The organism is Capnocytophaga periodontitidis (assembly GCF_016126015.1).
Taxonomy (GTDB): domain Bacteria; phylum Bacteroidota; class Bacteroidia; order Flavobacteriales; family Flavobacteriaceae; genus Capnocytophaga; species Capnocytophaga periodontitidis.
Genome location: NZ_JAEFDB010000002.1, coordinates 201,102 through 228,046 on the forward strand (window position 1 = coordinate 201,102; position 26,945 = coordinate 228,046).

Sequence of the window (26,945 nt, forward strand, 5' to 3'; positions counted from 1 at the left end):
TTTTTGAAAATGTTTTATGAAGATACCTTTTTCGCCTCCTTATATAACTGAGGCTGTTATAAATGAAGTTACTGATGCACTGCGCTCTGGGTGGATTACCACAGGTCCTAAAGTAAAGGCTTTAGAAGAAGAAATCAAAAAATTCTCAGGAGCTACAGAAGCGCTCTGTGTAAATTCGTGGACGTCAGGCGCGATACTTATGCTCCACTGGCTCGGCGTAAAAGCTGGCGATGAGGTCATCGTGCCTGCCTATACCTATAGTGCTACCGCTTTAGCTGTTTTGCACGTAGGTGCTACCCCTATAATGGTAGATGTAGAAGACGATTTCAATATTGGTGTAGAAGCTGTAAGGCGCGCTATTACTTATAAAACGAAAGCTATTATTCCTGTAGATATTGCAGGGTTCCCTTGCGATTATGATGCGTTAATGCACTTAGTAAAATCTCCAGAGGTGCAATCACTATTCAACCCTACCAGCAAGGTGCAAGCGCAATTGGGGCGTGTTTTGGTGCTCAATGATGCCGCTCATTCGCTTGGGGCTTGGTATAAAGAAGGTACCCGCACTGGTAGTGAAACTGATGTGGCCATCTTCTCGCTTCACGCTGTAAAGAATGTAACTACTGCCGAAGGAGGTGCTATCTGTCTAAATCTCCCTGCTCCGTTCAACAATGCTTCTCTCTATAAAGAACTGCGCCAAATGAGTCTAAACTGCCAAACAAAAGACGCTTTCAGCAAAAGCCAAGCTGGCGGTTGGCGTTATGATATTGTAGGACTTGGAATGAAGATTAATATGCCCGACGTAAATGCCGCCATAGGGCTAGCACAAATACGCGAATACGAGCATATCCTAAAAGAACGCAAGCGTATATTCCACCTGTATGACGAGGCTTTTAAAAAGTACGATTGGGCAATATTGCCCCCCCTCTCTAAACAAGGAAGGGAGACCTCATATCATCTTTACGCTTTGCGCATCAAAGATATCACCGAAGCACAACGCGATGCTATCATTAATAAGATTGCCGAAAAAGAGGTAGCGGTGAATGTACACTTTATCCCGATGCCTATGCTCACTCTTTTCAAAGAAATGGGCTATAAAATAGAAGACTATCCGCAGGCGTATGCCAATTTTAAAGGAGAAATCTCTCTGCCTATCTATCCTCAACTCACCAATGAGCAAGTACATTTTGTAATTGATTGTGTAGTAGAAGCTGTAGAAGAAATTTGCTAATTTGCTAATTTCTTAGGTAGGAGACAGTAGAGGAAGAAGGGAATGCAGATAGGTAAACCCATTACGCCTTCCGTTGCATTGAAGATAATAAAAGCCAAAAGTACATAAATCCCTAAGAAATACCTATTCTTAAGGTCGTAATAGATTACCAATACGTGAAAGAGCAACAGCACAGCAAGCCCTAAGAAACCTTGGTCTGAAAGAGCTGTGAGAAACTCGTTGTGTAGGCTGTTAAGGTCGATGTTTAAACTGTGAATAAGTTGGGTTTCGTAGCCGGCTCCTCCTCCTATAAGAGGGTGTTCTTGGCAATGTGATAAAGTAGCTTCGTTTACCTTTGCCCTTCCTTCATCACTGAAGAAAGTAGTGTTAGAAATGACTACCTTAGTCATCAAACTTCCTACGGCAAAAGCTATCATCGTAAAAAGGGCTATCAGTTTAGTACTTTTCACCTGCTTCATCAAGGTCACCCAAATAAATAAGGATAGCAATATAAAAATTCCTAAAATAGCGATGCGTGCTTGTAGGATAAGCGAGACTATCAATAGTAACACCGTGTATAAAGCCAATTGCCAAACACTGATAATCTTCCCTTTCTCCTCTCTCCACAACCACGTTCCCATTGCCCATACCGTCATAAATATCCAAGCTACTTTGCTCGGATGGGGCACATAACTCCAATAAATAGTACGTACATAATGATAAAAGCTTTGACTATCAAAAGTACCTAAATAATTTTTATTAAAAGAGAGAAAAGCATCGTATGGTTTATGTAGAGAGTCCGCCAAAAATAAGTATAGCAACAATGTGAGCACTAATAAGTGTAAGAACACAAAGAAACTGATATAGACAAAGCTCTTCAAATCGGCTTTATCTACCCGATAAAAACAAGTCACAAGAGGGAAGAATATAAAAAAGGCGTAGTAATCAATATGTCCAAAGGCTTGCACTGGGTCTGTAGCCCAAAGAGTACTAAGGAGTTTAAGGGCGCAAAAAACGAAAAGCACCACCATTATAGGGTGAGGTTTGTAGAAGGTGCGCCGGTAGAATCCATAGCCTAAACACAAGAGCAATAATGCTATACTCAGCCCAAAGGTAACCTTAAATTTATACGGATAAAACAACACAATAGCCGTCGCTACCAAAGTGATAAAGATATGAAACGGTTGGACTCCTTCAAAAAGATGTTGGCGGTGTATCCATACTTCTATAGCTGTAAGCACGACTCCTATCAACAGAAGGATATTAAAACTCCCTTTATTCTCAATCTTTCCCATATTGGTGAAACCAAGAAAGTACACAGTTACAAGTGTAAATAGCACGAGGCTCACCGTCCAAAAATGTATCTTATTTAACTTTAAAAGGTTTGTCATAAGGTATGGCTTTGTTGATATTTTTTAAGTGATGTAAAGTTTTCATAGACCGATAGTGCATCCACTTTGCTGAGCAAAAAACCTTCTTTTCCGTCCAAAAATCCTAATTTGAGCACATAGGTTTTAAAGAAATGAAAAGCCATCTTGGCATACATCTTCAAGGCGCTGTATCGCTTCCCTTTGTGGAGCATCTCTTCACCTTTAAACTTCCCATAAAGAATTGCTTTTTGCCGATAAGATGCATAATCAGCCACCGAGTAGTGCAAGAGTTTGTGTTTGAGTACCCCAATAGAGCCCTCTACCGCAAGTGTTTCGTGTACTTTGCGTTCAGGTATGTAATGGCATTTAGACTTGCGGAACAAACGAAAATTCTTATCACCTTGTGTGCCTGAAAAGTGTATAGGTTTCCCAGCAAAGAAAAATAATCTCCGAAAATAATAAGCGTCTTTCTTGTCTGTACGGTTCAAGGTCTGTATAATCTCAGTTCTAAGCTCGGGTGTGATACGCTCATCGCCGTCGAGAAAAAGCACCCAATCATTTTGGGCGTATTGCAATGCCACATTGCGCTGACTCGCAAAATCTTCAAATTTGTGTTGTATCACTTTTACTTTGGGAAATGACTGAGCGATAGCTACTGTGCTGTCGGTGCTAAAAGAATCGACAATGATAATTTCATCACAGAAGTCGAAACAGGGCAATACTTCCTTTATATTTTTTTCTTCGTTATAGGTGATAATGAGACCGCTTACTTTTTCGGATATAGGTGACATTTTATTATTTTTTTTGCAAAGATAGTGTTTTTTCTATAATTTTGCACTTCTAATAAAAACAATTATGTCCAACATTGGTTTTGTACACGGTAGATACCCTTATGGAGGAGGCGAAAAAGTAACCTCCAATCTTGCTCCATATCTCACTTCTTTAGGCTATAAAGTGTTTGTTTTTTCCTCGCGCATCGCTCATAGCCAACTCAGCGAAGAGGATAAGAAAAATATTACTTTTGTAGATGTAGGCAAGACGCGCTTGCTGTCGCGCCCCAAGGTATCTCTGGCTGATAAAGTAAACGAATTAGGCATTGATGTTTTGGTGTTTGTGGGAAAGAGTTTTAGCGCTTCACGCGAAGGTATTTTCAGCAGAACCCAATGTAAATGCATCTTTGCCCATTACGGAATTACCTTTTGGCAAGCCGAGAACAAACTCAGTGAACTAAAAGCAAAAGCTTCTCAAAACCCTTTTTACGCCCTTTGGTATAGTGGTGTTAAAATTCCCCTCTTTCACCTCAGCAAACAGATAAAAATAGCTAAATATAGGCTTATCTACAAACGTTATCACGCCTTTATGGTGCTCTGCGACGCCTATAAAAACGAACTGATAGAGGCCTTGCAACTAAAGGAAAACGACAAGATAGTTGCTATCCCTATCGGTATCCAGCCAGCCCCTATCTCCTATACATTAGACAAGAAAAAACAACTCCTCTATGTAGGGCGTATGAGCCACCGCGACAAACGTGTAGAACGGTTGGTAGCTGTGTGGCAAAAGCTCTATAAACGTTTCCCCGATTGGGAGTTTCTGTTCTTAGGCGAAGGGGAAGAATTGCCAAAACTTAAGCAACTCGCTTCCGATTACGGCTTAGAGCGCATCACCTTCTGTGGTAAGCAGTATACTGCTCCTTACTACAACGAGGCGGCTATCAACTGCCTTTCTTCACAAATTGAAGGCTTCCCCTTAGTGCTCATCGAGGCGCAACAAGCGGGGGTTATCCCTGTGGCTTTCGCTTGCTCAGCAGGCGTCAGAGAAATCCTCTCCCCCGACGGTGAAAATGGGAGGCTCATTCCGCCTTTCGACTTAGATGCTTATGCCGAAGCTCTTGCCTCCTTAATGAGCGATGAGTCCCTGCGCAAACAGATGCAACAAAACGTACTGAAAAAAGCGCGTCTCTATAATATAGAAGAGATTGTAAAACAGTGGGACTCTTTGTTTAAAAAGATATTATGAGCCACTCTCAAAAGAAAATACTCATAGATTTAGAACGCCTGCGTTACCCCAACACAGGATTGGCCAACGTGTTTAAAAACCTCGCTAAAGGACTTTTAAACACACCGTCATCTATTGACTTTTCTTATTTTGGTACCGCTAAAACTATTCGCCAGATAAGCCCGACACTAAAAGTAGTCCCTTACAAATATTGGCATCGTTTCTACGAGCCTTTTAACGAGCAGTTCGACGTTATTCACAGCAGTAACCAAGGTTCTCTTTACTTCAGAAAAGACTATCGCCATACCCAGAAGATTCTCACTCTGCACGACCTGAATTTCTTGTACGAAGATATCAGTAAACATAAGTTTAAAAAAACACTCGCATTGGTCAATGCCAATCTAAAGAACACCGATTACCTTGTGTGTATTTCAAACTTTGTAAAAGACGATGTGCTGAAAAACGCTTTCCTCTTGCAGTTGGATAAAGTGAAAGAAATAGTAGTGATTCACAACGGCATCACTTTTCCCGAGGAGAAAGTCTACCCACTAAACGGGGCACTAGCTTTTTTGAAATCCAGAAAATACCTGCTGAATATTGGTGTACTCTTTGCTAAAAAGAACCAAAAATCTCTGATAGAAGCCCTTCCCTATATAGAAGAAGATTTGGTATTGGTCAGTTCCGAAAACAAAGGATCTTACACCACTGAACTAAAAGAAAGGATTACCCAGTTGGGGTTAGAACAGCGTGTGCATCTTTTTAGCCATATCAGCGAGGAGGAGAAAAATGCGCTTTTGCAACATTGCCAAGCGCTGTGTCAACCTTCATTAGCTGAAGGCTTTGGCATCCCGCCCATAGAGGCAATGGCTTTCGGCAAAGCCGTGTTCCTAAGCAGATACACCAGCCTGCCCGAGATAGGAGGCGACGAGGCTTTCTATTTCGATAGTTTCGACCCTCAGGTAATGGCTACTACCATAAAGGAAGGCTTGGCTGCCTACTACCAACAAGAACCTCTACGATCCACTCGACTAAAAGCGTGGGCTACCCAGTACAACTATTGCACAATGGCACAGAATTATTTAGATTTATATAACCGCATTTAAACAATGAAACGCATCAACGAATACAAAACACTCGCTTATCGCTTGGCTTTAGCCTATGTATTTTACTTTTTGGCACGCCTTACTTTCTACAGTTTTAATCACTCACATCTCAACGTAGAGGGTATAACCGACTTCCTCCGTTTGGCTTTCTACGGTTTATTGTTCGATACAACCGCTATTATCTATGTGAATCTTCTGTTTATCTTCTTAAGTGTGCTCCCACTACTAATGAACACCAAGCCTACTTTTCAAAAAGTGCTCTTTTGGGTGTACTTTGGGTGCAACCTACCTGCTTATTTGCTCAACTTTATAGATATTGCCTACTTCTCGTACAACAAAACCCGCCTTACAACCAACGATTGGGCACTGGTAGAAAATGAACACAACCCTATTGTGTTGCTCGCTGGTTTTTTAGTACAGTATTGGGCTATTTTTGTTGTCTTTTTAGCGTTGATAGTGTTGTGGATATTCCTCTACAAGAAAGTGCGCGTAAAAGAAGAAAAAGTAGTACAAAAGAAACCTTACTTTGTTACTTCAATAATAGTGTTAGTACTATTAGCACCTACGCTCATCTTTGGGATACGGGGTTTTTCGTTCAAAGTAGGGGTTATCCCGCTTACGGTAATGGACGCCAGCAAGTACGCTCGCGATATTTCACAGGTGAATGTACTGCTCAATACCCCTTTTACTATTCTGCGTACGATGGGTAAAAACAAAGGTTTTAAGGAATTTAAATTCACTACCGATGCTTATATTGCCCAAAACATCAAGCCTATCAAACAATACTACCGAGGGGTACCCCAAAAACCCAATCTGGTAGTGATTATTCTCGAAGGGATGGGTGCTGAATACTTCGGGGTGATGAACCAACATACGCACATACCCAACTACCGTAGTCATACCCCTTTCTTAGATTCTTTAGCACAACAAGGGTATTACTTCACCAATATATTCTCAAATAGTATCCATTCCATTGAGGGGATTTCGGCAGTAACTGCTGGTATGCCTACTTTTCAAACCGCTTGGGTGCGTTCGGGCTATGCACAGCGCAAAGTTTCTTCTTTGCCCGAAATTGCACGCTCTTTGGGCTACCAAACGCTTTTCGCTCACGGGGCTACTAATGGCTCTATGAACTTCGATGGCTATACTCACCAAATAGGTTATCAAGCTTATTTAGGGCGCACTGAATTCAACGACGAGCGCTTCTATAACGGCAGTTGGGGCATAGACGACGAACCTTTCTTGCAGTATTTTGCCAAGAACATCAACCAGATGAAACGCCCCTTCTTGGCTACCGTCTTCACACTCTCTTCTCACGGACCTTATACCGTGCCCGAAAAGTACAAAAAACGCTTTAATACAGGCGATATTCCAATGCACAATGTTACAGAATACACCGATTTATCACTGCAGAAATTCTTTGATACTGTAAAAAAAGAAGATTGGTATCCTAACACTATATTCGCCATCATCTCCGACCACACTACCGATGACTACTACGATTACTACAAGCAGAAGATAGCCCACCACCGTTTGCCTATCATCTTGTTTAGCCCCAATAAAGCCCTCATTCCACAAGGGAGCTCCGATGTGTTAGGTCAGCAGATAGACATCTTCCCTACCTTAGTAGATCTTATGGGCTACCAAAAACCCTTCCGCTCTTGGGGGCGTAGCCTTTTGGCAGATAAAGCCGATGAAACTCCTCGCGCTTTTGTTACAAACACACAATTTTACCAGCTCATACAAGGTAATTATATCTATGTACTCAGTTTAGGAGGTGACGTTTTAGGTGTTTATGCTAATACCGACTTAAATCTTACTCATAACTTAAAATCTGATATTCCTAAAAATGAAGAAATGAAAAAAGGCATCGCCGATATGCGTGCCTTTATACAGGATTATATGGATAGAATCATCAACGATAAACTACGTTAAGCCAAATAATAAGTTTTTAAACAATATTATAAGTGAAAGTTGTGGGAGGGCGCCTATGAGCCAGCTGATGATGAGTTTCCAGAGAGGTTGCCCTGAGAGATAGGCTTGTGCTGAAAGGATGGCTCCACTGAGAAAGATGAATAGTGCGACAATATAGGTCATATCTATTTCAAAGATAACTCCCAGCAATATGCTGAAAACGGTGAGCGCTCCTACCCCCATTACAAACATATTGCCTACAAATTTTAAATAGTGCATCAGCAGGATGACAAAGGTGCTGATGAGCAAATTCATTATATAGAAATACAAAATGGGATAATGATCCATAGGGGTTACCTTGAAGGCAGTGAGTAACAGCATTGCTATATAGCCATAACGCAACCACTTCTGTTTTTCAAGGGGCACCTCAAAAGGATCGTCGAGCCAATTTAGCACAAAAAGCATCAGGTATACAAGGGTGGGTAGGGCTACAGTGATGAGCAGTAGCAACAACCAAGTGTATTTTACGATTTCTATAGTGGGTGAAAAGGGTATTTGAAACAACACCAACATCGCCCCATAGATAGGAAACCATATAGGGTGAGCGAAAAATGTGATGATGTAACTGAAATAGCGCATTGTTATCAGTTTTTTCTATTCTTCTTCTTCAACTACCGTACTATCAGCTGCGGCTTTTTCTTCTGTTGGCTCTTTAAAATATTCTTCTAATTCTTTAGAGCTCATAAACGGACTTGCTTTGGCTTTGAATACTGCCCATTCTTTTTGGAAGAACTCGGTGTCCAAAGGAGCAATGAGTTGTAAGAGGTCGCCATAGCGGTCGATTGCGTATTGTATGCGGGCAACGCTGAGGTTGAGTTCCTCGGCATCTAAGTGGGTATAGTAGTTCAGTTCTTCTTGGTATTTAGCGAAAATCTGTTGTGCGAGTTTGCGGGCAGTTTCGCGTTGTCCTACTTTGAAATAGCCTTGTACAAAGGGGTCGAGGGTGAAATAGTAGCCATACGCCTCTACTGGCATATTTTTCATAGCGATATCCAGCATTTCTTTGGCTTGGGCGTTTTTGCCTTCGGCGATGAGCTTCTCGGTAAGGCGAGCGATATTGCCGCGGAAAATGATGCTGTTCTTGCGTGTTTCGGGGTCTAAATAGATATTAGGTTTACCCATATTGCCCCATGTCCATTTTTTCACGATGTTGCACATCAAATCAGTATCGATGCGCCCCATATCGTAAGGGTGGTTTTTATCGATTTCGGTTTTGATAGGCACGAGTTTGTACACTAATCCATCGAGTTGCAAATAGTCTTTCATCCAGATGTACTCGGTGGCATCCATACTACCTCCAGTGAAATAGATAGGGCGTTTCCAATCGTTGTTTGCTAAGATGTCTAACATCACAATGCGCGCCTTGTCGATAGCGTTAGGCAGGGTAATATCGATATAATCTACTATTTTATCGGCATCTTCAGGTTTTACGATGCCGCTTTTCAGTACGTTTTCTTTGTTTACAGGTATGCGTATTTTGTTAGTAGGATAGTAGTAGAAAGTTTGCTTGTACTCACCTTCACCGCGTGTTTCTTGCGTATTAGGGTCGTCGCTGGTAATCCAATTCACAAAATCTTTGATATTCCAACGGTTTTCGGTGCGTTTGCGGAAGTAAATGCCCTCGCGTACGCCATAAGCGTAGTTTTTATGCTCTATTTGTGCAGGGATAGGGCTACTGTTGTACGCCTGACGCTTCATTTGGTCAATATACCAATCGGTTTGCAACAAACTTGTGTTGATAACGCGTACATCGGTGCGATAATGTTCGATTTCTTGAGCATACCACAAAAGGAAGGTATCGTTATCACCAATGGTGAAAATCATTGCATCTTTATCTTTGGCTACCGATTCTAAGTAAGCATTCCCGATGAACTCAGCCGAATATTTTTGAGAGCGGTCGTGGTCGTCCCAGTTTTCGTAAGCCATTAGCACAGGCACAGATATTAGGGAAAGGACAACGGTTGCAGGGGCTAATATATTGGGCGTGATGTATTTTTTCAGCCAATCGAAAAGGGCATACACACCCATTCCTATCCATATTGCAAAGGCATAGAACGAACCTACCAAGGCATAATCACGCTCGCGAGGCTCAAACGGACGCTCGTTCAGATAGATTTTCAGTGCTAAACCAGTGAAGAGGAAAAGCACCATAATCACCCACGTTTGTCGTTCACTTTTGATAGCCATAAACAGCAAACCTAAAATTCCTAAAAGGAAAGGCAGGAAGTAATAAGTATTGCGGGCTTTGTTGTTTAACACATCGGAAGGGAGGTTCTTTTGAGAGCCGAGATGTGCATTATCGATAGCTGAAATTCCTGAAAGCCAATTGCCGTGGTCGTTTTCTAATTTTCCTTGCACATCGTCTTGTCTACCAATGAAGTTCCACGCCAAATAGCGGAAATACATATAGCCAAACTGATAGCTAAAGAGGTAGTTCATATTCTGCCAAAAAGTAGGTTTTTGCACTTCTACTTCATCGCGGAATTGCATTAGGAACTGGTCGTAGCGTTCAGGGGGCATTGCGCGTACCGCCATTTGCTGTTGTATACTTTGCAAGAGCTGGTAGGCTTGAGGGTCGGCATAAGCCTCTTCAGTAATTTTGAAAGGCGGATTGCCGGTGAGCTTCATATAGTTAGCTGCGTGTTGGGCGCTCCACATACGAGGCAAGAAGCCCATTTGCGCTCTATTAGAGGCAGTTTGAGCGTTCTTGTAGTTGTTTACAATCACGTACTTGCCTAATTTATAGTCGCGTTCGTATTTAGGTTTAGCATCTTCATAAGGATGTTCGGGGTCGATACCTGCGTACTTATCGGTGTACATAGGTCCGTAGAAAAGATGCGTTTCGGGATATTGTTCGAGGTTGTAGTACGCCAAGAGCAAGCGCGCATCGGTAGGGCTATTCTCGTTGATTACTGTATTGGCATTTGCGCGAATAGGAATCATCAACCAAGATGAAAAGCCTATAAATATAAATAGCAAACACAAGATGCTTGTTTGTAAGCGCACTTTGTTTTTCTTGTAAGCGTAGTTTAAAGAGAAGTAGAAGAAAGCAATGACTGAGAGCCCCGCGATAATAGTCCCTGAGTTGAACGGCATTCCAAAGCTATTGACGAAAAAGACTTCTAAATAACCGAAATACGCCAATGTGTAGGGCAATATCAGTTTGAAGATAAGCAATAGTATAGCGATGGAAATTACATTGGCGAGGATGAAATTGACTGCGGTTTTCTTGTAGTTGCTGTTGAAGAAATACAACATTCCGATAGCAGGAATGGTGAGCAGTGCCATAAAGTGCACCCCAAAGGAAAGTCCTACCAGTAACGAGATAAGCAATAACCAGCGGTCACCACGAGGTTCGTGCAGACTATCCGTCCACTTGATGCCCAACCAAAACATTACCGATATAAAAAGCATTGCCATTCCGTATACTTCGGTTTCTACAGCGTTGAACCAGAAGCTATCGGAAAAAGTATAAGCCAAAGCACCTACCACACCACTGCCCATTACTACAATGGTTTGAGATTGGCTAAGGGTTGTGGCTTCGCGCAGAGCAATTTTTTTAGTGAGATTAACGATGATAAAGTACAAGAACAACACTGTGAAAGCACTCGATAGCACCGACATATAGTTCACCATTAGAGCTATTTTGTCGCTATTAGGAGCGAAAGCAGCGATGAAAGCACCCATCATTTGGAAGAAAGGAGCTCCAGGAGGGTGACCTACTTCTAATCTTGCCGATGTAGCGATGTACTCACCACAATCCCAAAAACTTACTGTAGGTTCTACGGTAAGGCTATAGGTAACTAAAGCAATAGCAAACACCAGCCAACCAGCGATAAGGTTGTATCTTGAAAAGTCTTTATCCGTCATTGTAATAAAATTAGATTTTTTATTATTGAGGGCAAAAGTACGAATAATTTGTCAATTAGCAAGTGTTAGGAGGTAGGAATTAGGAGATTACTAATTCCATATTTTTACAATACCGATCAAGGTTTGAATTAACTTATTGATTAATAAATCATCCTTCCTCTCACATCCTTCGCTTTCGCGGATTTCCTTCAAAGGGTGAAATGCGACACAAAAGTAACAACATTCTGTTAATCAGAGATTATTATTTTCAACTCTTGATTCATATTAATAATTTTGTGTGAGTGAAAGGTTCTTCTCCATTACATCCTTAGGAAAGGGAACGATGTACATAGGGGAGTTAGGGCGCAAGGTATAAGTGCGTTGGGGTACAGTGGTATTCACCAAAGGAAAGGTGCGTTGCAAGGTTTTAGCATAAGCAGGTTCGGTGTTCAATCGCTTTAAATCGAAAAAGCGATTAAAGCCCATAGCGAGTTCTCGGCGGCGCTCGTTGATGATGAGTTTTACGGTCTCCTCGGTAGTAGCAGGGGTTGCAAGGGTAGCACCACTGCCTTTCACGCGCTTGCTACGGAGGGTGTTTACGGTTTGCATCGCCCCGTTGAGGTCGCCCAAACGCGCTTGACATTCAGCCATAGTAAGGTACATTTCACCTGTTTTCATTCCTACGGTAGGGTAGAAGAATTTGGTAGAGAGCATATCCCAGTTGGCAGTGCCTGACCCCCTATCGTTATAACGGTGGTTCTTATTGAAGAAGAGCTTGAAGCGCATATCGTTTGTCGCATCAAAAAGGTTGCAAAACTCAGGACTCACAGGGTAGACGTACCAGATATTCATCTCGGTATGTCCGTTCATATAGGCTAAGTTGAGCACTTCGGGGTTTTTATCTACTGTGATAGGAGTAGGGTGCGCCTCATAAGCTACCATATCTATCAGTTGGTTGTTGTACGAGAGACTTTTTTGGGCGGCTGCTAATGCTTGCTGGTATTCTCTTCGGAAGAGGTGTACTCGAGCTTTCAAGGCATAGCCAAAAGCTAAGGAAGGGTGATATATATTCACAGGATGTTCTTGCAAAAGAGGCAAGGCTGCCTCGATATCTTCCTGAATAAAGTCGTACACTTCTTTTATGGTAGCTTTGGTGGGATAAGCTTCTAAGTCAAATTCGCGCATTAGGCACACCCCGCCATCGGTAGCGGCGGTAGCAGGGTTGTAGCCTTTGGCATAGACATTTACTAACATAAAGTAGTCAAAGGCTCTTAGCAAGCGGGCTTCTGCTTTGGCACGTGCTTTTAGTGAACCATCGCCTTTAGCATAATCAACGGTGGAGATAATCATATTCCATCTGCCGATATAGCTGTATACGTTGTTATAAAAGGGAGAGGATTCGATGTAATCGGCGCGGGGAGCAGTCTCGTCGTAATAGAAGTTGATACTATTCTTATCAGGAGCTTTCCCGACGATAGAACTCTCTTTCACCCAATTGTCGTCTACTAAAGTGCGGAAGTCGAAAGGAGGGTAATTTTTAGTGGGGAGTACTACCAAATCGTAGTATTCCTCAGCAGTGTTGATAATCTTTTCACCTTTAGGGGTGAGGTCGGTATATTTTTCGCAAGCGGTGAAAAACAGTGCGCTGAATATTATTGTGGTTATGATTCTTTTCATTGTAAAATTATTAAGGTATAAAAACTGCCTGCCGTGCTACGGCTAAAAGCTAAATGATAAGCCAAAGAGGGCAGTGGTTGCAGTAGGCAAGGTGCGTGTTCCAGTGTTGAGATTATAGGCTTCGGGGTCGATGTCGTTACCAGCAGCACACCAAGTGAGTAGGTTGTTGAGCTGAGCGGTAACTTTGGCATTTTGCAAGCGCAATTTCTCACAAATATCTTTAGGGATATAGCAAGCAAATACCACATTACGCCATTTGAGGTAATCGGCATTTACCACGTGGTTATCACCGAGTTGCCAAAGTGTGTTCACCGTGTTGGCAGTGCGTCTCAAAGTCGCTGGATAGTCAAACGACATACGGGGCATATCAGTAGGATGGGTCGCTGTCCAACGCTGGTTGATATCGCGGTGCGTTTCGTTTTCTTGATTGATAGAATAGGTGTCTTTGCGAAGTTTATGTCCGCCAGCGCATACAAACATTGTAGAGAGTTCAAAAACTTTGTAGCGCAATTGTAAGTTGAGTGCCCCGTTGAAGGTAGGATTCATTGTGCCTAATTTCACAAGAGCATCTTCATTTTTGATATCTTTGATAGTAGGTACGCCATTGGCATCAAAAGTTGTGTTAGGATTGCCATTTTCGTCTAAATAAATAGGGTAACCATTGACGGTTTCCTTGTATCGGTAAGCGTATAGCGAGTTGAAATCATCACCTTCGCGATAGTAATACAATGGGTTACGAGCGTATTCCACAGCATTAGTAGGCTTACTGCTCACTTTTTCAATGGTATTTTTGTTGTAGGCAAAGGTAGTACCTACGCTAAGTTGCAAATCGTCAGCTAATTTGCGAGTAGCGTTCAAACTCACTTCTATTCCTTTGTTTAGCAAAGCGCCGTTGTTGATGAGTCGGCGTTGAGCCCCTACGGTAGGGTCGAGTTCGGTGAGTACCAAAAGGTCAGAACTATAACGGCGGTAGAGGTCGACACTTGCTGAAAGCCAATGCCACATCCCTAAATCAATACCTATATTAGCAGTTTCAGTCTTTTCCCAACGCAATTTAGGGTTTGGCAAATCGGTATCGTTGAACTGTAAATATTGTTGAGAAGGGTAAGCGCCTCGCACATCGGTAAGCAAACGTCCGCGCAAGAAAGGAGTGGTAGTTTGGTCTACATTTCCGCTGATACCATACGTGAGGCGTAATTTTAGCAAGTTAATATCATTGATATTGAAGAAGTTTTCGCGATGTATATTCCAGCTACCGCCTACCGACCATAGCGGACGGTATTTGTATTTAGGATCAGCGCCGAACATATCGGCTTGGTCTATGCGTACACTCGCTGTGAGGTTGTATTTCTGGCGATATGAGTAGCCAAAATTGCTGTAGAAAGAAATGAAGCGGTGTTTGGTTTCGCTCTGCTGATTGCGGTTTAGCGATAGCGATTGTCTGCCATAGAGATAAGAAGTTACCCCAGGGTTGAAGAGCTCTTTCCAGTTGAGGGTAGGAAAAGAAAGCGTTTGCTCGTCGTAGCCGTAATGCGCTTCTAAAATATTGCGCGGAGTATAGTGTTGACGCATTTCAAAACCTACCAAAGCCGTTACATTGTGCACCTCAGTAAAAGTGCGGTTGAAATCTAACTGCTGACGAAAAGTATAGTGCTGGTTTTGTCTTTTTTGTTGTTCGTAATAACCGCCTTCGGGCAGTTCGGAAGAGAATTTTTGAGTGTTAGCATCTTGTTTTACTAATTGGTTATGGCGTAAACGCATATAATAAGTGTCTTTACCTAAGAAAGTTTCGCTGTCGGAAGTGTTCAGTTCGTACTGAAAATAACTTTGATATTGCAGCCCTTTGAGGATAGACACTTGCAGATTTACAAACGGGCGCAAGTTGAGAGCGTGTTGCTTTTGGTGTTCTTGAGCGATTGATTCCAATAAATTGAAGCTATACGAGCGGAAAGCATCGTTGCCTGCAATCTGTTCTAAGATATAGCCGTTGATAGGGGCTACTAAATTGAACCCTGCATACGGATTGGTGCCTAATACTGAGGTGTAGCGTGGTTGCCCCAGCGGATTGGTATAGGCATTACGCATTGGTTCGGCTACAGCATCAATAGCGGTATACCTGCCGTTTACCCCTATAGTACTTTTTAGCCAAGAGGTGAGCTGATAAGTATTTTTTAAATAGAGGTTGAGCGCGCGAGTTTTTTCGGTAACGATGCGCTCATCGGTGTCTTCATATTGCAAGGAAGCGTAGTTCTGACTGCGGTTATTGCCACTTTCTACACTTATGTTGTAACGCTTGCTAACGATAGGTTGCCATACATAACGCTTGAAGTCACGAAGGTAATCGCGATTGCGCCACTCGTTGAGGGTGCTATTCACTTGTTGTGCATTGAGTTTTCCTTGGGCTTGGTCGCGATAGAGCAGAAAGAGAGGTGAGTAGTATCGCACGGTTTGCCTTCCGCCAATAGTTCCGTAAGATTCAAAAAGGGTATTTACATTGCCATTGCTATCGGCTAATTTGCTTTGGTAGAAATCTGTTTCGAGATCGATGAGTTCGGAAGTAGAAGCGTAGTGTATACGGTCTACATTGGGTTTAAAGGTATAAGAAAGGTCGGTGTGTACATTGATGCGCAAACCGTTATGCAATCCTTTTTTGGTAACGATTACAATCACGCCATTGGCAGCGCGTACCCCGTAGATAGCCGTAGCAGCAGCGTCTTTTAGTACTGTTACTGATTCAATATCTTGTGGGTTGATTTCTTCTAACGGGATATCAGTAGGGATATTGTCTATCACAACGAGAGGTGTATACCCCACATTACCTGAGAAAGTGCCTACACCGCGCAAAATAGGAACTTCCTTACCTGTAGAAGGGTCTTTTGTGAAGCGCAAACCTGCAACTTGCCCTTCTATGACATCTTTGAGAGTAGCATTGATTTGCCGATTGATTTGCGAAGGTTTGATTTCGGTATACGCCGAAGTGGTTTGCGACTTTCGAAGATTTTGATAGCCTGTAGCCACTACATCAACCGATGACAGTTGAATGATACTGTCCTTAGGAGTAACGGGCGTCTGCCCCATTGCTACACAGCAAGGCAAGAGTGCGCACGCGATTAGATATTTTTTCATAAATATTAGTTATTAGTGGGTTAGTAGTAAAAAGTTAAGAGTTAAAGGTTTTTACAAGCGGCAAAAGTAGTAAATAGAAGTGAAGTGTACAAATTATTTTGAAGAAAACTAAATAAAAAAACTTTGTCGAAATCTCAACACTGGTTGTGTTATAGATTTCGACAAAGTTTATGAGGTGAAAATGTTTTTCTTAAATTTAACGAGAGTTGTGAATAACTAAAGCTCCTTGCTCTTCATAATAAGGGAATTTATCATCACTTGAAATGAGTATCAAATTCTCTGTAATGGAATGAGCAATAATAGCAAGGTCGTTAGGGTCATTATGATTAGGTACAAAAACAAGACGAGCCGTTGCAAAGGCATGTCGTTCTTCAAAAGGAAGAATTTCTACCATATCAATAGTTTTTAAGATGTGTTTTATGAATTTATCTCCTGTGTTTAATAACTCATAATTAATGTCTTTAAACTTTTTCTTTCTATATAATTGAGCTATTTCTAATAATGAAATAGTACTTACATAGAAATTGTTTTCATCATCTAATAAAATTTGTTTAACATTATCTCGAATTTCATTATTTCGACCTTCAAATAAGATAATGATAATGTTGGTGTCTAAAAGGTAGTTCATAGTTTTTCTTCTTGTAATAGTCTTGTCATCATATTAGAGCCATAAATAAGGTCTCTATCTTCTTCAGCAATTGTAAAAAGAGGTTTTTTTTGGAGCTCTAATGCTACTTCCCAAAGGGTTTTCTTCTTTTTTTTAGGAGGAATTGAACTTTTGGTTACATTGTTTGTAGCTCTTCTTTTTCTGGTGGTTGTTTTTGGTTTTTCTAAAATAGTTGTACTCATAAGTAAATATTATAAATGGTTAAATACTTCAGCAAAGTGTTTTTATTTTTTTCAGTTATAACTTCTTAATTGTTAATTAACGTGAGTTCGACGTAAGTAATTATTAAATAATCAGCAAAATGTTTTAAATCTCCCACGAATTTCACGAATTTTCACGAAATAAGGACTCTAAAAAACCCTTTACTTTATATTATCTCACGAATTTTCACCTGACGGTGAATTATTTTGTGAATATATTATGTTACAAATCTGTAAATCAATGTTCTGTTATATCGAACTGACGTTAATTAAGGTAAAGTAGCTCCTACGGCGATGTCGCAACGGTGTCCTGGTTGTCCGTGAGGAGGATTGGGTTTGCCTGAAAAGCCAGGTTCAGTAGTACCTGTGTGTTGTTGTGCTTGTTGAGGGTCGATTACAATTTGCTGTTGGGTTACTTGTTGTTGAGGGGCAGCAGGTTGTGCAACAGGTTTGCTATTGAGGGGTGCGCCTACAGGTATATCGCAACGGTGTCCTGGTTGTCCGTGAGGAGGGTTGAGTTTTTCGCCCTTAGGTCCTACATAACTCTGCTGGGTTTGAGGTTGTTGTACTTGTACTACTTGTTGAGGCATACCACCTGAAACTACGGGCATCGCTTCTCCTTGTGATACAGGGTGTGCTTGAGATTGTGCTTGGGCAACTACATTACCATCGTTGGGCAGTGGGGCACCTACAGCTATATCACAACGGTGTCCTGGCTGTCCGTGAGGAGGATTAAGGGTTACTCCAGTAGGGGTAGAAGGTAGAGTAGCCTGCGTAGTGTTGTTGTTCATTTGTTCAAAAGGATTGCCTTCTTTTGATTTATCGCGTTGTGCTTCAGCCAATTCAGTGTTAGCAAGGGCATCATCGGCAACGGGTATTTCTTGAGGAGTGTTTTGGCAAGCAGTGAGTGCAAGCCCTAAAAGAGACATTGTTATAAAGCGTGTATTCATTTTATGGGAAGTTTTTAGATTGCAAAAGTAAGAATAATTTGTTAATTATCAATTGTTAATTGTCAATTATTTTGTATCTTTGCCGTCTGTAACAATACTTTGCAAAGTATGAACTTCAAAGAATTTTTTAAAAAATCAGGAAAACAACTTGCTTGGCAACTGCTTTTTGCCACAATAGCAGTGGTGTTATTGGTGTGGATATCACTCAAATTTTTACAACTCTACACCGCTCACGGTAAGTTTGTGGTAGTACCCGATCTTACTAACAAAAGTCTTACCGAAGTGCAAATCCTCCTCGAAGAACAAGATTTGCGTTGCGAGGTAATCGATTCTACCGAGTATAATCCTGAATATCCACCCTTAGCAGTGATTAGTCAGAGTCCCGAGCCTAATGAGCGAGTGAAATACAATCGCAAAATATATCTCACGCTCAATCCTAAAGGCTATCACAAAGTAACTGTTCCTAAGGTGATACAAGTAACACGCCGGAATGCGGAGGCTACCCTGCAATCGGTAGGGCTTACCATTGGGCAGGTAACTTATGTAGATAATATCGGTAAGGATATGGTGCTTGAGATGCAATACAATGGCAAGCCAGTGCAACCAGGTGATAAGTTAGTAAAGACTTCACGCATCGATCTAATTTGCGGTAATGGCTTTGAAACACGTGATACAATTCCCGACGAAATACCGATAGAGGAGCTGATGGGGGATTAGCATTTTGCCTAAGTTTTAATCCTTAACTACAACAAATTAATCCAAACTATCGCTAAAAATTCTATGACTTTGTACGAAGAAGATTTAGTAGACGATTTAGAACCAGACGACGAGGAAGCTCCCGAACTCTACGAACATTATTCATTTACAGCAGGCAAGGGGCAAGAACCTTTGCGTGTGGATAAGTTTTTGATGAATTTTGTAGAAAATGCAACTCGCAACAAGGTACAACAAGCGGCTAAACAAGGGAATATCTTCGTAAATGGCGAACCAGTGAAGGCCAATCACCGTGTGAAAGCTAACGATGTGGTGAAGGTTCTCCTCTCTCACCCTCCACACGAGGATTTGTTAGTGCCCGAGAATATCCCTTTAAATATTGTATATGAAGATGATGCTTTGCTCGTGGTGAATAAACCTGCGGGTATGGTAGTACACCCAGGGCACGGCAACTATAGCGGAACGCTCATCAATGCATTAGTATATCACTTTGAGCATTTGCCTAACAACAGCAGCAATCGCCCTGGACTGGTGCATCGCATTGATAAAGATACCAGCGGCTTGTTAGTAGTCGCTAAAACCGAAGAAGCTATGCTACATCTCACCCAGCAGTTTTTTTACAAAACTACCCAGCGTGAGTATATCGCCTTGGTATGGGGCAATATAGAAGAAGATGAGGGAACTGTGCGAGGGCATATAGGACGACACTTGAAAGATCGTTTGCAAATGGATGTTTTTCCCGATGGTTCTCACGGCAAAGAGGCAGTAACACATTACAAAGTATTAGAGCGTTTTGGTTATGTAACCCTTGTGTCCTGCCGATTAGAAACAGGGCGCACTCACCAAATCAGGGTACATTTAAAACACATAGGACATACCCTTTTCAACGACGAGCGTTATGGCGGCGACAAAATACTGAAAGGTACTACCTTTGCTAAATATAAGCAATTTGTAGAGAATTGTTTTTCCGTATTACCTCGGCAAGCCCTACACGCCAAAACATTAGGTTTTGAGCATCCTGTAACCCACGAATTTATGAGTTTTGATAGCGAACTCCCCGATGATATGCAGGCGTGTATCGAGAAATGGCGTTCCTACAAACTAACTTCTAACCCCTAACCCCCTAATATGGCTTGGATATATCTTGTGTTAGCAGGACTTTTTGAAGTTCTTTTTGTGTTTAGTATGGGTAAAGCACGTGAGACTGTTGGCAGACAGAGTTTCTTGTGGTATTCACTTTTTGTGATTGCATTTTTACTGAGTATGTGGCTGATGATGAAAGCTACCAAAACCCTCCCGTTAGGTACGGCTTATGCTGTATGGACAGGTATAGGAGCAGTAGGCTCTGTAGTGGTAGGAATGCTCTTTTTCAAAGAACCTATAACTCTCTGGCGTGTAGTGTTTCTGGTTACCCTTATCAGCTCCATTATCGGACTGAAACTGACAAATTAGCCATTGTTAATTGTTAATTGATTTTATGATATTACACTCTCAAATTATAGGAGAAGGAACTCCCTTCGTGATTTTACACGGATTTTTAGGAATGTCCGATAATTGGCGTTCCTTAGCTCTTAGATATGCCGAAGCAGGTTTTCAACTGCATTTAGTAGACCAACGCAATCACGGGCGCAGCTTCCACAGCGATGATTTTAGCTATCCGCTAATGGTACAAGATTTACTACAATATGCTGAAGCTCATCAGTTGGAGGCTTTTCATTTAATGGGACACTCTATGGGGGGCAAAACAGCAATGCTCTTTGCTACTGAATATCCCGAAAAGGTACTCTCACTCATCGTCGCCGATATGGCACCTAAATATTTTCCACCTCATCACGAACAAATATTACGAGGATTAGCATCTCTTGATTTTAACAAAATTACCTCGCGTGTAGAGGCTGATAAAGCACTTGCTGCCTATGTGAGTGATATAGGCACCCGTCAGTTCTTACTTAAAAATCTCTATTGGGAAACCCCAGGGCATTTAGGTTTACGCCTGAATCTTCCGGCGCTTATTGCCAACGAGAGTGAGATAGGTGCTGAACTCCCTGATAGCAATGTGTACAATGGTAAAACGCTTTTTCTCAAAGGCGAGTATTCTGAATATGTAATGCCTGAAGACGAAACACTTATATATACTCATTTTCCTCACGCTATTATAGAGACCGTGAGCAAAGCAGGACATTGGTTACACGCCCAAAATCCTAATGAATTTTACGATAAAACGATACATTTTCTATGCAATTCCTAAAGTTTTTTATAAGCCTGATGATTTCGGCAACGCTTATATTTTTGTTGTGTGTGTTGAACGTAGGAGCTACTATTGAGGGTTATCTCACAGCGGTACTTGCTGCCTTTGTACTCTCTTGCCTGAACGGCTATGTGCGTCCGTTGTTAGAGTACATACTGATGCCTGTTGCCGAACTCACTTTTGGACTTACAATGTTTCTGAACAATACCCTAATGGTACTCCTTGCTTCCCTAATTGTAGGAGGTTTTAAAGTATATGGTTTTTTGGGAGCTTTGCTGTTTAGCACTTGTTTATCACTTGCACAAACCATTACAATCACTCCTTTTGAACAAGCAATGGCAAATAAGAAGGGAGAAAATTAAAACTTTTAGTAAAACACTGAGAAAGGGGAATATCATTGCAGTAAGCAAAAGGTAGAAGATGTGTTTTGCAATTAAAAGAAACAACAATCTAAAAAGGAAAGGCTGTCCTTAAAAGTTTAATTTAAACTTTTTGGGCAGCCTTTTTTTAAGAGAAAAACTTATTAACTTTTTGCTTATTCACTTTTCTTTTTCAAGTTTTCTACAACTTGAGCTGAAGCGGTGAAAGACGTAATCATATTGTTGAGCATTTCGTTACCTGCCTCGGGAGAGTTAGGCAACAAAATGAGGTTGCTTTTGGTTTGCTGACCGACAGCTTGTAGTGTGTCATAATGTTGTGTAACAACGATAAGTGCAGAGGCTTCTTGTGAGCTAACCCCTACTTTTTGGAGTACATCAACGCTTTCTACCAATCCGCGTGCTATTTCACGACGCTGGTCGGCGATACCTTGACCTTGGAGGCGTTTGCTTTCGGCTTCAGCTTTAGCTTTTTCGACGATGAGGATACGTTGAGCATCACCTTCGTATTGAGCGGCTACTTTTTCACGTTCGGCGGCGTTGATGCGGTTCATCGCTGCTTTTACTTGGGCATCGGGGTCGATATCGGTAACCAAGGTTTTGATGATGTCGTAACCGTAAGTTTCCATAGACTCTTGAACTTCGCGTTTTACAGCGATAGCGATGTCGTCTTTCTTAACGAATACATCGTCTAATTTCATTTTAGGTACTTCGGCACGAACCACGTCGAACACATAGCTGGTAATCTGGTCGTGAGGGTATTCGAGTTTGTAGATGGCATCGTACACCTTTTCTTTGATAACGACAAATTGTACCGACACTTTGATTTTTACGAATACATCGTCTAAAGTTTTGGTTTCTACAATCACATCAAGCTGCTGGATTTTAAGGCTGATGCGTGCCGCTACTTTATCGATGATAGGTATTTTCATTTGTAAACCCGAATGGCGAATGCTTTCGAATTTACCAAAACGCTCTATTGATACCGCTGTTTGTTGGCGTACGGTGAAGAAGGTAGAGAGCAAAAAAATCAATCCAAAAAAGATGATAATGTAAAAAAAGTAAGGCATAATAAATAAAATATTTTAGGTTGTTATACGGCACAAAGATACGAATTAATTAGCAAATTAGCAAATTAGCAAATTAGTAGATTAGCAAATTAGCAAATTTGTTATTTTTTAATTGAAGTGTACCATTCTTCACCTGTAAGGTCGTATATCTTTTGGATTTTGTAGAGAAACTCTTCAAAATCGAGATTGAGGTCTATGAGATTACCCGATTTTATATCAAACACCCAACCGTGCACAGCAGGGAATTTGTTTTTTAGGTAACTTTCCTGTACGACAGCCATTTTGGTTACGTTGAAGCATTGTTCTTCGACGTTGAGTTCTACCAATCGGCGGTAACGCTGGTCGATATCGGTAATGGCATCGAGTTCAGCGTGATGTAAGCGATATACATCGCGGATGGTTCGCAACCAAGGGTTTAGCAAGCCGTAGTCCTTGGCTTGCATAGCCGCTTTTACGCCTCCGCAATCGTAGTGTCCACACACGACGATATGTTTTACTTGCAGGTGTTCTACGGCGTATTGAATGACAGCAGTAGAGCTCATATCGAGGGTGTTTACCACATTGGCGATATTGCGGTGTACGAACACTTTGCCAGGGCCGACACCCATTAGTTCTTCGGTGGCTACACGGCTATCGGAACAACCGATGTAGAGATAATCGGGTGTTTGGTCTTCAGCGAGTTTTTCAAAGAAATGGGGGTCGCCTTCTTTGCGGCGTTTTACCCATTCGCGGTTATTTTCGAATATTTTTTTATAGGTAGGCATAAGTTAGGTGACAGGAGACAGGTTGTGGAGGCAAAGGTAAGAATAATTTGTTAATTAGTTAGCTTAAGAATCAGAAATTTAGCATAAATCTCTTGCGATGAGGCGTGACATTCCTTCTTTTTTAGCGGCTTCATCTCCTCGTAGTCCGTGGAGGTATACTCCTAAACAGGCGGCTTTTATAGCACTATAGCCCTGAGCGAGCAAGCTGGTGAGCATACCGGTGAGCACATCGCCACTGCCTGCTGTTGCCATTCCGGCATTGCCGGTGCTATTCACCCAATAATGCTCGCCATTGGTAATCATTGTGTAAGCTCCTTTGATAAGGAGGAGTACTTTGTGCTCTTTGGCAAAATTTTTAGCTTTGGCAAGTTTGTGCAAGTCGTCGTCCCATTTGCCTATCAGGCGTTCTAACTCTTTAGGATGGGGGGTGAGGATTGTATTTTTGGGCAACAAAGCTACTTTTTCGGGGTGTTGAGAGAGAATGTTCAGCGCATCGGCATCGAGGACAAAAGGCGTATCGGGGTATTGTTGCAACAGACTAAACAGCGCGTTAGCCGTATCGGGGTGAGTGCCCCAACCCACACCTACACCTATAGCTGAGGGAGCAAAAGGAATTTCCATAGCCCTGTAATGCTTAGCCTCGTCGCAGGTGATCACCATTGCCTCGGGTAAGGCAGTTTGTAACACTGTATAGCCACATTCGGGGGTAGCTACAGTGAGTAGCCCTACGCCTGTGCGCAATGCAGCTGTACCACTGAGTACTACTGCGCCCATCTTGCCATAACTACCACCTATAAGCAACGCGTGGCCATAAGTGCCTTTGTGTGAGAATTTTGGTCGTTGGTGTTGCAATTGCAGTATATCGGGTTCGAGGTAGTAGTAATCGGGTTGCAGGGTGTTTAGGAAGTGGGTATCTAAGCCTATATCAAGCACTTCCCAATGAGGGATATACTTTCCTGTGGAAGGTAGCAAGAAGGGGAGTTTAGGGGTTTGGAAGGTGAGCAGCTGGTGAGGGTGTACCCAAATTTCCTCGGGTGAAGGAATGCGGTCGGTAGGGAGCCCTGAGGGCATATCTACACTTATAATATAGCTATTGGAATCGTTGAGTTTTTGGAATAGCTGTTGCAGCCAAATAGGGACTGGGCGGGAGAGCCCAATGCCAAAAACAGCATCGATTACCACCTTTTCAAAGCAGATTTGAGAGGCTTGTTCGGCTTGTATTTCGGTTATGGTAATACCTTGTTCTTCTAAGAGTTTTTTGTTCTGCTGGCAATCGGGGGAGAGGTGATCGCTAAAGCGCAATAAATAAGTAGTTACGTGCCAACCATCGGCAGAGAGCATACGCGCTAAGGCAAGCCCGTCGCCACCGTTGTTACCTGTGCCGGCTAATACAGTAAAAGTTTCCTTTTTAGAGCAGTGTTGTTTTATCCAATCGAAAAGTTTTGTAGCAGCGCGTTCCATCAGTTGCCAAGAGGAGATATTTTGGGCAGTGAGGGTTTGGGCATCGGCATCACGTAGTTGTTGAGAGCTAAGGATTTTCATTTTTAGGTAAGAGGTGTTTTTATTGTCGGTTTTTGTTGGGAGGAAAGACTCTGAAGTATCAGAATTTCTCCGATAATTAATAATTAATGTGAGTTGGTCGTAAGTAAAAATTTAATAATCAATTAGTTGACTTTGTCAAAGTTTTGGGACTTTGACAAAGTTTGAGCTGCAAAGGTGATTTTGAGATTTTTTTGTAATCTCTTGTGGAGAATACTCTCAGATTTTATCTAATTAAAAGTCCAAAACCTACTCCTATGAAATATTGTGGTTCGTCTTGCCATAATGTACGTCCACTACTAATATCTAACTGTAGAGTAGGGGTGAGGAGATAGGCAAAACCTGCATTGATATTATGCTCAGGAGCACGTGTGCCATTATAAGAGGCGTAATATTCAACAAAGCCCCATAGCTTATTGTTGGGAGCATAATTGATCTGGGCAGTAACATCCAAATTTTCAAATTGACCAGAACTACGAGCACCATAAGCTAATGAGAGTGCATCGGTGAGTGAACTCTCGAACGCTAAACAAGCATCGAAAGTATAGGCTTTAGCATCTGTTTTGCTGTATTGCCCATAACCAATGAGCCCTATTGAGGGGATAAAACGCTGTTCCGATTCGTATAAACGCTGTTTTACGCTGAAGGTAGTGCTGCTAAAATCGGGGGTACGGAGGTCGAAATCGGCTTCTAAGCGGATTTCGGTGTTTGAGATAAGTCCGTAACGCAACATTAGATTCGCACTGCTATCTTCTTTGCTGAAAACATATCCATTTTCTATTTGAAACTGACCTTTAGGTAGTGTGTACACTCCTTCACTTTGGTCGGGGCGATCGGTGTTGATGTTTTCATCACTTTGAGCAATAGCCAAAGAACTGCAACACAAGCACAAAAGGAGTAAAAAAAGGTTATTCTTCAATTTTCTCATATAGGAAATTATTAAAAGGGAAGCGGGTGATGTGTATCTCCTTCACTTTTTCGTACACTACCTCACGGAATTCTTCGAGATTGTTTTTATTGAGTGCCGAAATAAACAGAACATCACGCCCCATTCGCTGCATCCAAGTTTGTTTCCATTCTTCAAGGGTGAAGTGCTTTTTAGTGCGCTCGGTAGCCAAATCGTCTTCAGCAATTTCTTCATTAGTATAGGCATCAATCTTGTTGAATACCATAATGGTAGGTTTATCGGCACTGTGAATTTCGGCTAATATTTGATTTACTGATTGGATATGTTCCTCAAAATTAGGGTGTGAAATATCTACTACGTGCAAGAGCAAATCGGCTTCACGTACCTCGTCGAGGGTACTTTTGAACGATTCGATAAGCTGGGTAGGGAGTTTGCGAATGAACCCTACGGTATCGCTGAGCAAGAAAGGTAGGTTTTCAATCACGACCTTGCGCACAGTAGTGTCCAACGTAGCAAAGAGTTTGTTTTCGGCAAAGACTTCGCTTTTGCTAATCACATTCATTAGGGTAGATTTGCCCACATTGGTATAACCGATGAGCGCTACACGCACTAATGCCCCGCGGTTGCTGCGCTGGGTAGCCATTTGTTTATCGATGGCGGAGAGTTTCTTTTTGAGCAAAGCTATACGGTCGCGCACAATACGGCGGTCGGTTTCGATTTCAGTTTCACCAGGGCCACGCATCCCAATACCGCCACGCTGACGTTCGAGGTGTGTCCATAGTCCCGTAAGGCGCGGTAAGAGGTATTCGTATTGTGCCAATTCGACTTGTGTGCGCGAATAGCTGGTTTGTGCACGCTGGGCGAAGATATCGAGAATAAGCCCTGTACGGTCTAATATTTTAGCTTTGAGAATGCGCTCGATGTTTTTCTGTTGGGCAGGCGTAAGCTCATCGTCGAAGATGACAGTTCCTACCTCATTTTCTTCAACAAATTGCTGTACTTCTTCCATTTTACCGGTGCCGATGAAGGTTTTAGGGTTGGGCACGTCTAATTTTTGGGTGAAGCGTTTGAGCACTTCACCTCCAGCGGTATAGGTAAGAAATTCGAGTTCGTCGAGGTATTCTTTAGATTTTTCTTCTGTTTGTAATTGATTGATAATCCCTACGAGTACAACTTTCTCGTAAGTAAGATTGATTTGTTCTAACATT

Annotated in this window: 23 protein-coding genes; 9 read left to right on the plus strand and 14 right to left on the minus strand. The window is 42.0% G+C overall.

Annotated features, from left to right (window positions below):
• Positions 1–16 precede the first annotated feature (16 nt).
• Positions 17–1,228, plus strand: a complete 1,212-nt coding sequence (locus tag I7X29_RS05215; protein WP_198473136.1) for a DegT/DnrJ/EryC1/StrS family aminotransferase — start codon at positions 17–19, stop codon at positions 1,226–1,228.
• Here the strand turns inward: I7X29_RS05215 and I7X29_RS05220 are convergent.
• Both I7X29_RS05220 and I7X29_RS05225 read right to left on the minus strand, forming a co-directional pair.
• Positions 1,225–2,598 carry an O-antigen ligase family protein gene (locus I7X29_RS05220; RefSeq protein ID WP_225883666.1) on the minus strand — a complete coding sequence of 458 codons (1,374 nt, stop codon included), beginning with the start codon at positions 2,596–2,598 and terminating at the stop codon, positions 1,225–1,227. The two genes, I7X29_RS05215 and I7X29_RS05220, sit on opposite strands and share 4 nt — an antisense overlap.
• Complete coding sequence (locus I7X29_RS05225; protein ID WP_198473138.1) at positions 2,595–3,368, minus strand: glycosyltransferase family 2 protein; 774 nt, start codon at positions 3,366–3,368, stop codon at positions 2,595–2,597. Before I7X29_RS05225 ends, I7X29_RS05220 begins: the two co-directional genes overlap by 4 nt.
• A 64-nt stretch (positions 3,369–3,432) precedes the next feature.
• Here I7X29_RS05225 and I7X29_RS05230 point away from each other — a divergent pair, with 64 nt between their 5' ends.
• Genes I7X29_RS05230 through I7X29_RS05240 form a run of 3 tightly spaced genes read left to right on the plus strand, consistent with a single transcriptional unit; the run spans position 3,433 to position 7,610 of the window.
• A complete protein-coding gene (locus I7X29_RS05230) occupies positions 3,433–4,593 on the plus strand; it encodes a glycosyltransferase (RefSeq protein ID WP_198473140.1) in 1,161 nt (386 codons plus the stop codon).
• A complete protein-coding gene (locus I7X29_RS05235) occupies positions 4,590–5,675 on the plus strand; it encodes a glycosyltransferase family 4 protein (RefSeq protein WP_198473142.1) in 1,086 nt (361 codons plus the stop codon). Before I7X29_RS05230 ends, I7X29_RS05235 begins: the two co-directional genes overlap by 4 nt.
• A gap of 3 nt (positions 5,676–5,678) precedes the next feature.
• A complete protein-coding gene (locus tag I7X29_RS05240; RefSeq protein WP_198473144.1) occupies positions 5,679–7,610 on the plus strand; it encodes an LTA synthase family protein in 1,932 nt (643 codons plus the stop codon).
• Here I7X29_RS05240 and I7X29_RS05245 read toward each other — a convergent pair.
• The 7 genes from I7X29_RS05245 to I7X29_RS05275 form a co-directional block, all read right to left on the minus strand.
• Entirely contained in the window at positions 7,602–8,228 is a 627-nt protein-coding gene (locus I7X29_RS05245; RefSeq protein WP_198473146.1) for a hypothetical protein, read from the minus strand. The two genes, I7X29_RS05240 and I7X29_RS05245, sit on opposite strands and share 9 nt — an antisense overlap.
• A gap of 15 nt (positions 8,229–8,243) precedes the next feature.
• Positions 8,244–11,519: a glycosyltransferase family 117 protein gene (locus I7X29_RS05250; protein WP_198473148.1), complete on the minus strand. Its 3,276-nt coding sequence runs from the start codon at positions 11,517–11,519 to the stop codon at positions 8,244–8,246.
• Positions 11,520–11,783: 264 nt separating this feature from the next.
• Positions 11,784–13,175: a RagB/SusD family nutrient uptake outer membrane protein gene (locus I7X29_RS05255; protein ID WP_198473150.1), complete on the minus strand. Its 1,392-nt coding sequence runs from the start codon at positions 13,173–13,175 to the stop codon at positions 11,784–11,786.
• A 42-nt stretch (positions 13,176–13,217) separates the two neighbouring features.
• Entirely contained in the window at positions 13,218–16,253 is a 3,036-nt protein-coding gene (locus tag I7X29_RS05260; RefSeq protein WP_317191526.1) for a SusC/RagA family TonB-linked outer membrane protein, read from the minus strand.
• Between the two features lie 244 nt (positions 16,254–16,497).
• On the minus strand, positions 16,498–16,929 hold the full coding sequence (locus tag I7X29_RS05265; RefSeq protein ID WP_198473154.1) for a type II toxin-antitoxin system VapC family toxin: 432 nt from the start codon (positions 16,927–16,929) through the stop codon (positions 16,498–16,500).
• Positions 16,926–17,150: a hypothetical protein gene (locus tag I7X29_RS05270; protein ID WP_009750700.1), complete on the minus strand. Its 225-nt coding sequence runs from the start codon at positions 17,148–17,150 to the stop codon at positions 16,926–16,928. The genes I7X29_RS05265 and I7X29_RS05270 overlap by 4 nt, the downstream gene beginning before the upstream one ends.
• Before the next feature lie 287 nt (positions 17,151–17,437).
• The gene (locus I7X29_RS05275) at positions 17,438–18,118 is read right to left on the minus strand and encodes a hypothetical protein (RefSeq protein ID WP_088592951.1); all 681 of its coding nucleotides are present in this window, start codon (positions 18,116–18,118) and stop codon (positions 17,438–17,440) included.
• A 108-nt stretch (positions 18,119–18,226) separates the two neighbouring features.
• Here I7X29_RS05275 and I7X29_RS05280 point away from each other — a divergent pair, with 108 nt between their 5' ends.
• The 5 genes from I7X29_RS05280 (at position 18,227) to I7X29_RS05300 (ending at position 21,442) form a co-directional block, all read left to right on the plus strand.
• The gene (locus tag I7X29_RS05280) at positions 18,227–18,835 is read left to right on the plus strand and encodes a PASTA domain-containing protein (RefSeq protein WP_009750698.1); all 609 of its coding nucleotides are present in this window, start codon (positions 18,227–18,229) and stop codon (positions 18,833–18,835) included.
• A 63-nt stretch (positions 18,836–18,898) separates the two neighbouring features.
• Complete coding sequence (locus I7X29_RS05285) at positions 18,899–19,951, plus strand: RluA family pseudouridine synthase (RefSeq protein WP_198473156.1); 1,053 nt, start codon at positions 18,899–18,901, stop codon at positions 19,949–19,951.
• Positions 19,952–19,960: 9 nt separating this feature from the next.
• Positions 19,961–20,284 (plus strand): DMT family transporter, encoded by a 324-nt coding sequence (locus I7X29_RS05290; RefSeq protein ID WP_198473158.1) that lies wholly within the window; start codon positions 19,961–19,963, stop codon positions 20,282–20,284.
• Positions 20,285–20,312: 28 nt separating this feature from the next.
• Positions 20,313–21,080, plus strand: coding sequence for an alpha/beta fold hydrolase (locus I7X29_RS05295; protein ID WP_198465913.1), 768 nt, complete (start codon positions 20,313–20,315; stop codon positions 21,078–21,080).
• The gene (locus tag I7X29_RS05300; protein ID WP_198473161.1) at positions 21,068–21,442 is read left to right on the plus strand and encodes a phage holin family protein; all 375 of its coding nucleotides are present in this window, start codon (positions 21,068–21,070) and stop codon (positions 21,440–21,442) included. Before I7X29_RS05295 ends, I7X29_RS05300 begins: the two co-directional genes overlap by 13 nt.
• Before the next feature lie 173 nt (positions 21,443–21,615).
• On the opposite strand, the gene I7X29_RS05305 is transcribed toward I7X29_RS05300, so the two are convergent.
• The 5 genes from I7X29_RS05305 to hflX form a co-directional block, all read right to left on the minus strand.
• A complete protein-coding gene (locus tag I7X29_RS05305) occupies positions 21,616–22,527 on the minus strand; it encodes an SPFH domain-containing protein (protein ID WP_009412841.1) in 912 nt (303 codons plus the stop codon).
• A gap of 101 nt (positions 22,528–22,628) precedes the next feature.
• Positions 22,629–23,291, minus strand: a complete 663-nt coding sequence (locus I7X29_RS05310) for a carbonic anhydrase (protein WP_088592944.1) — start codon at positions 23,289–23,291, stop codon at positions 22,629–22,631.
• A 78-nt stretch (positions 23,292–23,369) separates the two neighbouring features.
• Positions 23,370–24,833 carry an NAD(P)H-hydrate dehydratase gene (locus tag I7X29_RS05315; RefSeq protein WP_198473163.1) on the minus strand — a complete coding sequence of 488 codons (1,464 nt, stop codon included), beginning with the start codon at positions 24,831–24,833 and terminating at the stop codon, positions 23,370–23,372.
• Between the two features lie 223 nt (positions 24,834–25,056).
• Positions 25,057–25,758, minus strand: a complete 702-nt coding sequence (locus I7X29_RS05320) for a transporter (RefSeq protein WP_198473165.1) — start codon at positions 25,756–25,758, stop codon at positions 25,057–25,059.
• Positions 25,739–26,944 (minus strand): GTPase HflX, encoded by a 1,206-nt coding sequence (gene hflX, locus I7X29_RS05325; protein WP_088592941.1) that lies wholly within the window; start codon positions 26,942–26,944, stop codon positions 25,739–25,741. Before hflX ends, I7X29_RS05320 begins: the two co-directional genes overlap by 20 nt.
• Position 26,945 lies beyond the last annotated feature (1 nt).